This is a genomic window from Pseudomonas sp. C5pp (assembly GCF_000814065.1).
Classification (GTDB): domain Bacteria; phylum Pseudomonadota; class Gammaproteobacteria; order Pseudomonadales; family Pseudomonadaceae; genus Aquipseudomonas; species Aquipseudomonas asiatica.
This window is the reverse complement of sequence record NZ_JWLN01000063.1, coordinates 1-12,090: the sequence shown is the minus strand read 5'-3', so window position 1 is coordinate 12,090 and position 12,090 is coordinate 1. Positions and strand designations below refer to the sequence as shown.

At 63.4% G+C, this 12,090-nt stretch carries 13 protein-coding genes; 6 read left to right on the top strand and 7 right to left on the bottom strand.

Annotated elements, in window-relative coordinates:
- On the bottom strand, positions 1-261 hold a 261-nt coding region (locus RR51_RS27855; RefSeq protein ID WP_039615408.1), incomplete at its 3' end, for a bile acid:sodium symporter.
- Between the two features lie 119 nt (positions 262-380).
- Here RR51_RS27855 and ampC point away from each other — a divergent pair.
- Positions 381-1,523, top strand: a complete 1,143-nt coding sequence (ampC, locus tag RR51_RS27850; protein ID WP_039615407.1) for a class C beta-lactamase — start codon at positions 381-383, stop codon at positions 1,521-1,523.
- Between the two features lie 301 nt (positions 1,524-1,824).
- Entirely contained in the window at positions 1,825-2,157 is a 333-nt protein-coding gene (locus RR51_RS27845) for a hypothetical protein (RefSeq protein ID WP_003253895.1), read from the top strand.
- Positions 2,158-2,203: 46 nt separating this feature from the next.
- Here RR51_RS27845 and RR51_RS27840 read toward each other — a convergent pair whose 3' ends face one another.
- The 4 genes from RR51_RS27840 to RR51_RS27825 all read right to left on the bottom strand — a co-directional run bounded on the left by RR51_RS27840 (position 2,204) and on the right by RR51_RS27825 (position 4,397).
- Positions 2,204-2,515: a hypothetical protein gene (locus RR51_RS27840; protein WP_023663278.1), complete on the bottom strand. Its 312-nt coding sequence runs from the start codon at positions 2,513-2,515 to the stop codon at positions 2,204-2,206.
- A gap of 140 nt (positions 2,516-2,655) precedes the next feature.
- Positions 2,656-2,844 (bottom strand): hypothetical protein, encoded by a 189-nt coding sequence (locus RR51_RS27835; RefSeq protein ID WP_003253897.1) that lies wholly within the window; start codon positions 2,842-2,844, stop codon positions 2,656-2,658.
- Positions 2,845-2,982: 138 nt separating this feature from the next.
- Positions 2,983-3,303 carry a YbjQ family protein gene (locus RR51_RS27830; protein WP_003258990.1) on the bottom strand — a complete coding sequence of 107 codons (321 nt, stop codon included), beginning with the start codon at positions 3,301-3,303 and terminating at the stop codon, positions 2,983-2,985.
- Between the two features lie 209 nt (positions 3,304-3,512).
- Positions 3,513-4,397 carry an EamA family transporter gene (locus RR51_RS27825; RefSeq protein ID WP_003258991.1) on the bottom strand — a complete coding sequence of 295 codons (885 nt, stop codon included), beginning with the start codon at positions 4,395-4,397 and terminating at the stop codon, positions 3,513-3,515.
- 234 nt (positions 4,398-4,631) lie between these two features.
- Between RR51_RS27825 and RR51_RS27820 the strand changes: the two genes are divergently transcribed.
- Complete coding sequence (locus RR51_RS27820) at positions 4,632-6,029, top strand: purine-cytosine permease family protein (RefSeq protein ID WP_039615406.1); 1,398 nt, start codon at positions 4,632-4,634, stop codon at positions 6,027-6,029.
- A gap of 89 nt (positions 6,030-6,118) precedes the next feature.
- On the opposite strand, the gene RR51_RS27815 is transcribed toward RR51_RS27820, so the two are convergent.
- Both RR51_RS27815 and RR51_RS27810 read right to left on the bottom strand, forming a co-directional pair.
- Positions 6,119-6,874, bottom strand: a complete 756-nt coding sequence (locus RR51_RS27815) for a class II aldolase/adducin family protein (RefSeq protein WP_039615409.1) — start codon at positions 6,872-6,874, stop codon at positions 6,119-6,121.
- Between the two features lie 23 nt (positions 6,875-6,897).
- Complete coding sequence (locus RR51_RS27810; protein WP_039615405.1) at positions 6,898-7,941, bottom strand: ABC transporter substrate-binding protein; 1,044 nt, start codon at positions 7,939-7,941, stop codon at positions 6,898-6,900.
- A gap of 176 nt (positions 7,942-8,117) precedes the next feature.
- On the opposite strand from RR51_RS27810, the gene RR51_RS27805 reads away from it, so the two are divergent.
- The 3 genes from RR51_RS27805 to RR51_RS27795 all read left to right on the top strand — a co-directional run bounded on the left by RR51_RS27805 (position 8,118) and on the right by RR51_RS27795 (position 11,981).
- Positions 8,118-10,070 (top strand): oxidoreductase, encoded by a 1,953-nt coding sequence (locus tag RR51_RS27805; protein ID WP_039615404.1) that lies wholly within the window; start codon positions 8,118-8,120, stop codon positions 10,068-10,070.
- A gap of 39 nt (positions 10,071-10,109) precedes the next feature.
- On the top strand, positions 10,110-10,709 hold the full coding sequence (locus RR51_RS27800; RefSeq protein ID WP_015270174.1) for a helix-turn-helix domain-containing protein: 600 nt from the start codon (positions 10,110-10,112) through the stop codon (positions 10,707-10,709).
- Positions 10,710-10,778: 69 nt separating this feature from the next.
- Positions 10,779-11,981 carry an NAD(P)/FAD-dependent oxidoreductase gene (locus RR51_RS27795; protein WP_039615403.1) on the top strand — a complete coding sequence of 401 codons (1,203 nt, stop codon included), beginning with the start codon at positions 10,779-10,781 and terminating at the stop codon, positions 11,979-11,981.
- The last annotated feature ends 109 nt before the right edge of the window (positions 11,982-12,090 follow it).

Sequence of the window (12,090 nt, the reverse complement as noted above, 5' to 3'; positions counted from 1 at the left end):
GAACGCCAGGCCCAGCAGCGGGAACAGCACGAAGGTGCAGGAGAACACCAGCAAGTGCAGGCGCCAGTGCCCCGCTCCGGCAATGATCGCCTCGCGCGACAGCTTGGCGCCGTGCAGGAAGAACAGCAGGCCGATGGCCAGGTTGGTCAGCCAACCAAAATACACTGCGCCGTCGCCCGAGCAAGGCAGCACGGTGGCAATCAGCACCACCCCGAGCAAGGCCAGGGTGAAATTGTCGAATAACATGCGCAAATACTTCATCACAGTTTCCGTCTTGTCATTGTGCAAGGGCAGACGATAAGGTCTTCGGTTTTTCGCCGCTAACGCCGGAACCCCCACCGGTGTCGCTCAACGGACACGCTCCAGCACAGGACCCGCTCATGCCCCTCTCCCGCTTGGCTGCACTTGCAGCCGCCATCACTCTCACCCTGGGCTACAGTGCCGCTCAGGCCGGCGACCAGTTGCAGGCCAAGGTCGACCAGATCATCCGCCCGCTGATGCAGGAGCAAGGCATCACCGGCATGGCCGTGGCTGTCTATGCTCGCAACCACGCGCACTACTTCAGCTATGGCGTGGCCAGCAAGGCCGACAATGTGCCGGTCAGCCGCGACACGCTGTTCGAGATCGGTTCGCTGAGCAAGACCTACACCGCCACCCTGGCCGCACTGGCCAGTGCCGAAGGCAAGCTGGACCTCGATGCCCCGGCCAAGCGCTATCACCCGGCCCTTGCCGGCGCCCCCATCGGCGACGCAAGCGTGCTGGAGCTGGGCGCCTATAGTGCCGACTGCCTGCCGTTGCAGTTCCCGGATGCGGTGCAGACGCCGCAGCAGGTGGTCGATTTCTTCCGTCACTGGCAGCCCCGCGCCAAACCCAGCACCCAGCGCTGCTACTCGAACCCCAGCCTGGGCTTGTTCGGTGACCTGGCCGCCCGAGCGCAGCATCAGCCGTTTTCCACGCTGATGAGCGAGGGCCTACTGAAACAGATGGGCCTGCGAAACACCTATCTGCAGGTCCCGGCCAGCGCCCAGGGGTTGTATGCCCAGGGCTACGACAGTGTCGACAAGCCGGTGCGTGTCGGCCCCGGCCCTTACGCCGACGAAGCCTACGGCATCAAGACCAGCGCCAGCGACCTGCTGCGCTATGTGCGCCTGCACATGCAGCCGGAGGGGCTGCCACCGGCGCTGGCACAAGCCACCGCCATCACCCAGCGGGGCTACTTCCAGGTCGGCGCCATGACCCAGGGCCTGGGCTGGGAGCGTTACCCCTACCCGGTCACGCTGGCCACACTGGTCGATGGCAACGGCCCGCAGCTTATCCGTGAACCGCAGGCAACCACACGCCTGCAACCAGCCCTGCCGCCGCTGCCGGCAGCCTGGTACAACAAGACCGGCTCGACCAATGGTTTCGGCGCCTACGCCGCGTTCGTTCCCGCCGAACAACTGGCCGTGGTGTTGCTGGCCAACCGAAACTACCCGAACGAAGCCCGGGTGCGCGCAGCCTTCGACATTCTCTCCGGGCTGTAGTGCGGGCAGCGATTGTCGAACAAAACGACACAATGTAGTGAGAAAAAATATTCACTACAAAATGGTTGACGCCGTTCATCGCCCTTGGGCATGATGAAGCCGTCTCCCTGATCGGGAGCGGTGGCAAGGGTGTTCCAGACGGCCTGCGCGGTAACGCAGGCCGTCCGTGGAGAGGGAAACTGTCCAAAAGGCAGCGTGAGAAAGCCCCTGTTGCGATGCTGCTGTAGCAGCCTTGGTAGTGCGCTACACCGTGGTAGCGCCAACTGTGAAAAATCACCTACGAATGGGTAATGGGGGCTTTATGATGAACTTGAACAACAATCCGACTATCGACCAATTGGCCCAGCTGTTCGCCGTACGCAAGGACAGCCTTGACGACCATCTGCTGTGGGTAAGCCAGACCGGTGAAGTGCGCCTCGACCGCCTGCCACCGAACACCGTCGAAGATGAATTCGAAGAGCACCTGCCCAGCATGCGTGCCCGCTTCAAGGTCTACCGCCGTGGCCAAGGCTACGTCGGCAAGAAGGCCGCCGCCGACACCGAGTTCGTCGGCCGCGTTCTGCAGACCCTGCAACAAGAATGGCCCGCTGCCCGTGAGCAGCAGGCAGTCAAGGTGATCGAACCGCTCAACTGAGGGTTCCCACCTTTACCTGAGCCCGGCCCTCACAGGCCGGGCTTTTTCATGCCTGGCGCCGCTGGCTGCGGGGTTCCGGCAGCGGCAAGGCGCCGGTTGCCATCGCCCGGGCGCGGTCTACACCCCACACCAGGGCGCGAGTCATGGTCTCGCCTGGGCGTGCGGGGTAATACTCCTCCAGCAACGCTCGCCCATCACCGGCGTACAACCCCAAAAACAGTTGGGTCGCCCCCAGGCGCGACAGGCGCACCTGCACGTCGAGCGTGGTGCCGTCACTGAGTGCTTCGTCGTGGCAGCGGCTGTGCAGCTGTGCGTCGGCCCATTGCCAATAGGTCTCTTCCCTGACTCGCATGAGCATTCAATCCTCCGTTGCTGGAATGCCGCGCAAGAAAACCACAGCCTTGGCCATCCTGCGAGCGCAACCCGGCAATGCCATGAGGCGGATCAAGAAATGGCAATAAAAACCCCGCCATTCGGCGGGGTTGTGCTGGAGCGGGATCACTTCTTGAGCGGAACCCGCGGCATGAAGCGGCCTTTTTTGCTGCGCTGCAGGTGTGCAGGCTGGAGCTGTTCGGAATCATCCAGCGTCATGTGGGCGAAGCCCAGGCGAAATGCCGCTTGGCCGCAACGCACCTGGCTGTTGATGGGGAACGCGTCGTTCAGGTCTTCGAAAAAGGATTCGCTCATGCCCTGTCTCCCTCCAGTGGCGGACGCGTCGGCAACCAGAACAGTTGCTCTACCAAACGCGACCTGTGAAAGTGAGACTAGCTGGTCATTTGCGGACCGCCCAGACCGAAGCCTTGGACCCGACCAGCGGCAGACGCTCTACTTCAGGCGCACCGCTGTACCAGTAGCAAATACAACGACCATGCCGCCCTGTACCGACGGCATGCTGATCTCGAAATCCACCCCCACTACCGCATCGGCTTGCAACTGGCGTGCCCGCGCCTTCAGTTCTTCGGTGGCCTGCTCCCGGGCTTCGCGCAGTGCGCTTTCCAGGGTTTGCGAACGCCCGCCGAAGAAGTCGCGAAAACGTGCAAAGAAATCGCGCACGAAATTGATGCCCTGCACCGATTCGGAGCTGACCACACCCAGGTATTCGGCAATCGGGCGGCCTTCGAGCTGGCTGGTGGTGGAAATGATCATGGGTGCGCTCCATTGGCCTGGCAAAAGAGGCCGATTCTAACAGAGCGCAAATCCACTCGCAGATATGCAGTCATTGTGGGAGCGGGCGTGCCCGCGAAGCAGGCACCGCGGTGGTTGGCACGGGCTTCGCCCGTGTTCGCGGGCACGCCCGCTCCCACAGGGATTGTGCTGGCTTGCGATTTTCAGTCGGGCAGTGGTTGAAGGATCAACTACGCGCTAACCGCGCGCAGCCGTTGGCCAATGCGGGCGCCAAACACGTTCACCAGCAACCCGGCCATCACCAGCAATGCGCCCCAGCCCTGGGTCGCGGTCAGACGCTCGCCCAGCAACAACGCCGACGAACTCAGGCCAATCACAGGCACCAGCAGCGAGAACGGCGCAACCTTGCCGGCCGGGTGGCGCGACAGCAACTTGCTCCACAGGCTATAGCCGAGCATGGTGGCGACAAACGCCAGGTAAGCCAGGGCCAATACCGAACTCCAGCTGATATTGGCAATGGCGTGGCCGATGCGCTCCGGCCCCTCCAGCCACCAGGACAACGCAAGGAACGGTAGTGGCGGGATCAGCCCGCCCCAGATAACCAGCGCCACCAGGTCAACCGAGCCAAAGCGCCGGGTGATGATGTTGCCCATGCCCCACATCGCGCCGGCACACAGGGTCAGTACCAGCGCCAACATCGGCACATGGCCGCCGTCTTCGCTGCCGATAAGCGCCAGGCCGCTGGCGGCCACCAGCAGCCCCAGTACGCTGGCCAGGCGCAGCCGCTCGCCAAGGAACAACGCGGCGAAGCCGAGGGTGAAGAACGCCTGCGATTGCAGGATCAGCGAGGCCAGCCCTGGCGGCATGCCGCTGTACATGGCCTGGAACAGGAAAGCGAACTGGCCCAACGAAATGGTCGCGCCGTAGGCGATCAGCCAGCGCCAGGGCAACTTCGGCCGCTTGACCAGCAAGATCGCCGGGAACGCCACCAGCAAGAAGCGCAATGCCCCCAGCAACATCGGCGGCAACCCATCGAGACCAACCTTGATGACCACGAAGTTGACTCCCCAGGCGACAATCACCACCAGAGCGATAAGCAGGTCCTTGAGCGGCATTGCGACATCCTTCTTCAAGCTTTCTAGACATATTTCGTTACAGCATAAGGCTATTCCTTTGACAGGGACCAGCACAGTTGCAACCCATCATTGCGCAACAGCACGACTGTTTCACTCGCAAGAGATGGCTTGACCTGACTTGTATATACATGCTCATATCATGCGAGGTCATCCGCCTCGCGTCCCGCCGATGACTGACTCGCTTACACAAAAACAATGAAGCGGAGCCACTGAATGTCCAGCAAACCCGTACTCGAGCGGCGCTCGATCGACTACATACCCGAGACTGAACGCCATGGACGCGTGTACAGTCAGTTCACCCTGTGGCTCGGAGCCAACTTGCAGATCACGGCAATCGTGACCGGCGCCCTGGCCGTGGTGCTCGGTGGCGACGTGTTCTGGTCGCTGATCGGCCTGCTGCTCGGTCAATTGATCGGCGGCGCGGTCATGGCCCTTCATGCCGCTCAAGGTCCTCGTCTGGGGCTGCCGCAGATGATTTCCAGCCGCGTGCAGTTCGGGGTGTACGGCGCGGCCATACCGATGGTGCTGGTATGCCTGATGTACCTGGGCTTCACCGCCACCGGCACGGTACTCTCAGGGCAGGCGATCGGCCAATTGCTCGACGTCAGCGACAGCACTGGCATCCTGATATTCGCCAGCATAATCGTGCTTGCTACCCTGGCCGGATACCGGGTGATCCACTGGATTGGCCGAATCGCCAGCGTGCTGGGCATCATTGCCTTCGTCTACCTGTTCAGTCGCATCATGATGCTGGCCGACATCGGGCAGTTACTCGACAACCGCCACTTCAGTTGGGCATCGTTCCTGCTCGCCGTATCACTGGCTGCGTCCTGGCAGATCGCCTTCGGCCCCTATGTGGCCGACTACTCGCGCTATCTGCCAAGCAGTACATCGCCAGTGCGAACGTTCCTCGCCGCAGGCCTGGGCTCGGTGATCGGTGCCCAGGCATCAATGATCCTCGGGGTGTTCGCCGCCGCCATCGCCGGCGCTCAGTTCTCCGGTCACGAAGTGGCCTACATTGTCGGCCTGGGTGGCGCCGGTAGCACCGCAGCGCTGCTGTATTTCTGCATCGCCTTTGGCAAGGTGACCATCTCGACGCTGAACTCTTATGGCAGCTTCATGTGCATTGCAACCATCATCAGCGGCGTCCGCGGCCACTTGGCGATAAGCCGTGCGCAGCGCCTGCTGTTCGTACTGGGCATCGTCGGCGCCGCCACCCTGGTGGCCTTGCTTGGCCAGCATTCGTTCCTCAGCGCGTTCAAATCCTTCATCCTCTTCCTGCTGACGTTTTTCGTGCCGTGGAGCGCGGTCAACCTGGTCGACTACTACTTCATCACCAAGGAGCGTTACGACATCCCCGCCCTCGCCGACCCGCAAGGCCGATACGGCCGCTGGAACTGGCCAGGAATCATCGTCTACACCGTGGGCGTGCTGATACAGATGCCGTTCATCGACACCAAACTGTACACAGGGCCGCTGGTCGCGCACCTGGGCGGTGTGGATATTTCGTGGCTGATCGGCCTGGTAGTGCCGAGCGTGCTGTACTACTGGGTGGCACGGGGGCGGGCGCACGAGGCACCGACAGCGATCATCGTGCCTGAGGTCCGGTAAGCCCCTCGCCGACAGCGTAGAAACGTCTTGCCCTCGCGCTGCAAACGCGATGCGAGGGCAAGATGGCTTTCACCGCGAGTGCGCCAATGTCAACGACGATAGTCCGGCGCGACTCGCTCCAGCATCCGCAACAACGCCGCCCACGCCAGCTGCAACGCATCCGGATCCGCCAGCTCGCCCTGCTTCAACCCCCGCCCCGGATCATTGAACTGCCGCTCGGTATGCCTACACACTTCGGCGGGCGGTAAAATCACCTGCCCGGCACTCTGTGCCGCCAACTGGATCTCGCACGCCTTCTCCAGGTAGTACATGCGCAGGAACGCTTCGGCCACGCTGCGCCCGGTAGTCAGCAGGCCATGGTTGCGCAGAATCATCACTGGCTTGTCGCCCAGGTCGGCTACCAGCCTTCGCTGCTCATCCATGTCCAGCGCAATCCCTTCATAGGCGTGGTATGCCACCTTGCCATAAAACTCCATGGACATCTGGTTGAGCGGTAGCAGCCCACATTCCAGCGCCGCCACCGCACAACCTGCCCGGGTGTGGGTGTGCAACACACAACGGGCATCCTCGCGGGCAGCATGGATGGCGCTGTGGATGACGAAACCGGCCGGGTTGACCGGGTGCGGCGTCGCTTCAACCGGCCGGCCCTGCAGGTCGATCTTCACCAGGCTGGAGGCCGTGATCTCATCGAACAGCAAGCCGTACGGATTGATCAGGAAGTGATGCTCCGGCCCCGGCAGGCGCAGGGAAATATGGGTGAAGATCAGGTCGCTCATGCGGAAATGGGCGATCAGCCGATAACAGGCGGCCAGCTCCTGGCGCAGGCTTTGTTCCGTTGTGGTCATCATCGTCATACCTTTGCAGTACGCTATTTGCTGGCCCACGCATTGAAGCGCTGCTCCAGCTCTTCGCCATGGTCGACCCAGAATTCCACATTCATCGCCAACGCCCCCTGCAGGTTCTGCGGCGAAGTAGGCACCCAGCTGGCCAGGGACGGGTCTAGCTTCGCCGCCGCCTGGGTGTTGGTCGGCCCATAGGGAATCTGCTGCACATAACGCACCTGGGTGTCCGGCTGGTTGGCGTAGGCAATCAGCCGCTTGGCCTGGTCGACATGCCGCGAACCTTTGATGATCGCCCAGTAATCCATGCCATACAGGCTGCCAGGCCAGACCACCGCCAGCGGGCTGCCCTGCTGGGCCGCGACGGCGATGCGCCCGCTATAGGTCGAGGTCATCACCACGTCTCCCGCCGCCAGCCACTGGGCAGGTTGGGCGCCGGCGTCCCACCACTGGATATACGGCTTGAGCTCGCTGAGCTTGGCAAAGGCACGCTCGATCCCTGCCGGGGTGGCCAGTACCTGATACACATCCTCGACCTTCACCCCATCTGCCATCAGGGCGAACTCCAGGTTGTACACCGCACGCTTGCGCAGGCCGCGCTTGCCTGGGTACTTGTTCACGTCCCAGAAGTCGGCCCACGACGCAGGCGCCTGGGCCAGCTTGCTGCGGTCATAGGCAATGGCCACGCTCCATACCAGCGCGGCCGAGCCACAGGCTTGTGCCGCGTCGGCAATCAGTTCACCCGCATGGCCCATGCGCTGCCAATCCAGCTGCTCGTAGATGCCCTCGTCGCAGCCACGCATCAGGTCAGGCCCTTCTATCTGCACCACGTCCCAGTCGACATTGCCGGTGTCGGCCATTACCTGGATCCGTGCCATCTCGCCGTTGTACTCACTCTGGATCAGCTTGCTGCCATCCTGGGCACTGAACGGTTTGAAGATCGCCTCGTCCTGAGCTTTCTGGCCGGCACCACCATAGCCGACCACGACCATCTGCGGTGCCGCTTGCGCACTGCCCAGGCCCATGGCCAGCAACGCTGCGCAAAGGCTGCTTACACGTGGGAATACCTGCATCGTAGTTGCCTCCTGCCGGTGCCCGAGGGGCCCGTTTTCTTGTTGTTGTGAGGTCACGCCCTCGCCACGAGGGTGAGAAAAACCTAGTCGCCGACCAGTAAAAAAACAAGTTGATTTTTTACTGGCGCTACACTTTCATAAAAAAACAAGAACAACATCGCACCGGAGCCGCCTGTATGCAGACCGCCTTCCCTCATCTGTTCGAAGCCTTGCAGATCCGCGGCAAACGCTTGAAGAACCGCATCATGTCCAGCGGCCACGACACCTGCCTGCCTACCGACAACCTGGTCAACGACAAGCTCATCGCCTACCAGCGCGCCCGCGCCGCCGGTGGCGTCGGCCTGATCGTGCTGCAGGTGGCCGGGGTGCATGACAGCGCTCGCTACACCTCGCATGTGCTGATGGCCACCGACGATGCCTGCATCGACGGCTACCGCCAGCTTGCCGAGGCCTGCCATGAGCATGGCACCGTGGTGCTGTCGCAACTGTTCCACCCCGGGCGGGAGATCATGGAATCGGCGGACGGTTTGCTGGCGGTGGCCTACTCGGCGTCCGCGGTACCCAATGAACGCTTCCGGGTGATGCCGCGCGCGCTGGACCAGGCGATGATCGACGAGATCGTCCAGGGCTATGCCAGCGCTGCCCGCCGCCTGCACCAGGCCGGGCTGGATGGCGTTGAAGTGGTGGCCAGCCATGGCTACCTGCCTGCGCAGTTCCTCAACCCGCGGATAAACCAGCGCTTGGATGGCTACAACGGTGAGCTGGAGCAGCGCCTGCGGTTCCTGCGCGAAGTGCTGGCCGCCGTACGCGCGGCTACCGACGAGCAGTTCATCATCGGCCTGCGCATCAGTGCCGACGAGCGCGACAGCCAGGGGCTGAGCGAGGATGAATCGCTGGCCGCAGCGGTTGCCTTGCAAGGCCAGCTCGACTACCTGCACATCGTTGCCGGCACGTCGGCGTCCCTCGGCGGCGCCGTGCATATCGTGCCGCCGATGGCCATTCAACCGGCCTACTTGGCCCGTGAGGCCGGCACCTTCAAACAACACCTGGGCATCCCGCTGTTCGTCACCGGGCGTATCAACCAGCCCCAGGAAGCCGAACTGATCCTGGCCCGCGGCCAGGCCGACGTCTGCGGCATGACCCGCGCGCTTATATGCGACCCGCAGATGCCCAACAAGACCGAGCATGGCCAGGTCGAGGACGTACGTGCCTGTATCGCCTGCAACCAGGCCTGCATCGGCCATTTCCACCGCGGCCTGCCCATTTCCTGCATCCAGCGACCGGAGACTGGCCGCGAGTTGCAGTACGAGCAACTGCCACCCACCACCCGCCCCAAGCGCATCCTCGTGGCCGGTGGCGGGCCCGCCGGCATGAAAGCCGCCGCCGTGGCCGCTGCGCGCGGGCATCAGGTCACGCTGTACGAGGCTGGCCCGCAGCTCGGTGGCCAGGTGCTGCTGGCCCAGTTGCTGCCACGGCGCAGCGAGTTCGGTGGCGCCAGCACCAACTTGCAACGGGAAATGGCCCTGGCGGGCGTGGAAGTGGTGCGCAACACCCGGGTCGACCGTGCACTGGTCGAACGGGTACGCCCCGACCTGGTGATCGCCGCCACCGGTGCCACCCCCTACTGGCCGGCCTTCGAGCGCACCGGTGATCTACAGGTGGTGGATGCCTGGCAAATACTGCGCAGTGAAGCAAAACCGGGCCGCTCGGTACTGGTGATCGACTGGCGCTGCGACTGGATCGGCCCCGGCATCGCCGAACGCCTGGTACGCGACGGCCACCAGGTGCAGCTGGCGGTCAATGGCACCCATTGCGGCGAAAGCCTGCCGCTGTACGTACGCGACCAACTGGCCGGCGAGCTGCATCGCCTGGGTATTCCCATCACACCGTATGCCCGCCTGTATGGCTGCGACGACAACACGGTGTACCTGCAGCACACCGCCAGCGGCGAGCCGATGATCTTCGAAGGCATCGACACCCTGGTACTGTGCCAGGGCCATCAACCGGAAGACCGCCTGGCAACGGAGCTGGCCGGCCTGGTCGAGGTGCGCCGCATTGGCGACTGCCTGGCGCCGCGTACCGCCGAAGAAGCGATTCACGATGGCCTGACGGTTGCCTGGGCGCTCTGAGGCTGTACATACTGCGGCTTTTACGATGGACCGACGTGCATGAGCCAACTCCCCCAGCCCCCCGCCAGCGAAGCCGGGGGCGCCGCGCCGCAGTTTCTCGGCAGCCGCATTCGCGGCCTGCGCAAGCGCCGTGGCATGACCCTGGCGGAGCTGGCCGCGCACAGTGAGCTGACCGCCGGCTACATCAGCCAGCTGGAGCGCAACCTCTCCTATCCATCGATTCCGGCGCTGTTCAACATCGCCCGCAGCCTGGGGGTGACCATCCAGTGGTTCTTCGCCAGCGAAGCCATCACTGCGCCCGAAGACCAGGGCTATGTGGTACGACGCAACAGCCGCCTGAGCGTGCATTACGAAGACGGTATCGTCGATCAACTGCTCACGCCCCAGCCCAACCGTCAGCTGGAAATCCTGCATTCGCGCTTCCCTCCGGGCAGCTACAGCCAACAGAGTTACAGCCACGACGGTGAAGAGGCCGGCTACATCCTCAGCGGCAGCTTCGAGCTGTGGGTGGGCGAGCGGCATTTCCAGCTGGGTGAAGGGGACAGTTTCAGCTTCTCGAGCCAGGAACCGCACCGCTACGGCAACCCCGGTGAAGTCGATGCCGTGGTGATCTGGGTGATCACGCCGCCAACATTCTGAAGCATGCTCGCTCCCCAATATCCAGCAACAGGGTCTACCTTGTTAACCGAACTTTAGAGGAGCACAACCATGAAGCAGATCCTGATCATAGGCGCGGGCTTTGCCGGCCTGTGGAGCGCGCTAAGCGCCGCCCGCCAGCTTGACCTCCATGGCCGCAAGGATGTCGAGGTCACCTTGCTTGCACCCCAGGCCGAGCTGCATGTGCGCCCGCGCTTCTACGAACCCGACGTACATACCATGGCCGCGCCGTTGCAGGAGCTGTTCGATGCCACCAACGTCCGCTTCGTGCAGGGCACGGCCTTTCATATAGATGAAGCGGCCCGCCGTGTGGGCTATCGCACCCGCAGCGGAACCCAATGCACCCTGCCCTACGACCGCCTGATCATGGCCTGCGGCAGCGTGCTCAACCGGCCCGACATGGTCGGCATCGAGCATGTGTTCGATGTCGACAAGCTCGACAGCGCCGCGCGCCTGGAAACCCACCTGAAGTCACTGGCCAACCTGCCCGACACACCGGCGCGCAATACCGTGGTGGTGGCCGGTGGTGGTTTTACCGGCATCGAGACCGCCACCGAACTGCCGGCCCGCCTGCGCGAAATCCTCGGCGAGGACGCGGCATTGCGCGTGGTGGTGGTCGACCGTGGCGCGAGGATTGGCGCGGCCCTGGGTGACGGCATACGCCCCGCCATCGAACAGGCCTCCGAGGCCCTTGGCGTGGAGTGGATCTGTGGTGCCACGGTAGCCTCGGTCGACCCTGCCGGCGTGGTGCTGGACAACCGCAAGCGCATCGACGCCAGCACGGTGATCTGGACCGTGGGCTTCAAGGCCAACCCGCTCACCGAACAGATCAGTGGCGAGCGCGACCGCCAGGGCCGCTTGCATGTCGATGGCAATCTCAAGGTGAAAGGCAATGATGCCGTGTACGCGGCGGGTGATGTGGCCTACGCCGCCTGCGACGAGGCTGGCAATTACGCGGTGATGTCCTGCCAGCATGCGATTCCGCTGGGGCGTCATGCGGGTAACAATGCGGCGGCCGAGCTGATTGGCGTGGCACCGAAGACCTACAGCCAGCCCAAGTACGCGACCTGCCTGGACCTTGGGGCCTGGGGGGCGGTGTATACCGAAGGGTGGGAACGCACGGTGTCGCCACCGGAGGACAAGGCCGAAGCCAAGGTGTTGAAGGCGCAGATCAATACCGTGTGGATCTATCCGCCGGCGGCCGAACGTGCTGCAGCACTGGCAGCGGCTGACCCGGCTATTCCAGTCGCGTGACACCAGGCCGACGCGGTCATTGTAGGAGCGGCCTTGTGTCGCGATGGGCCGCAAAGCGGCCCCAGGATTTCAGCGTTGACGCCGAGAATTCTGGGGCCGCTTCGCGGCC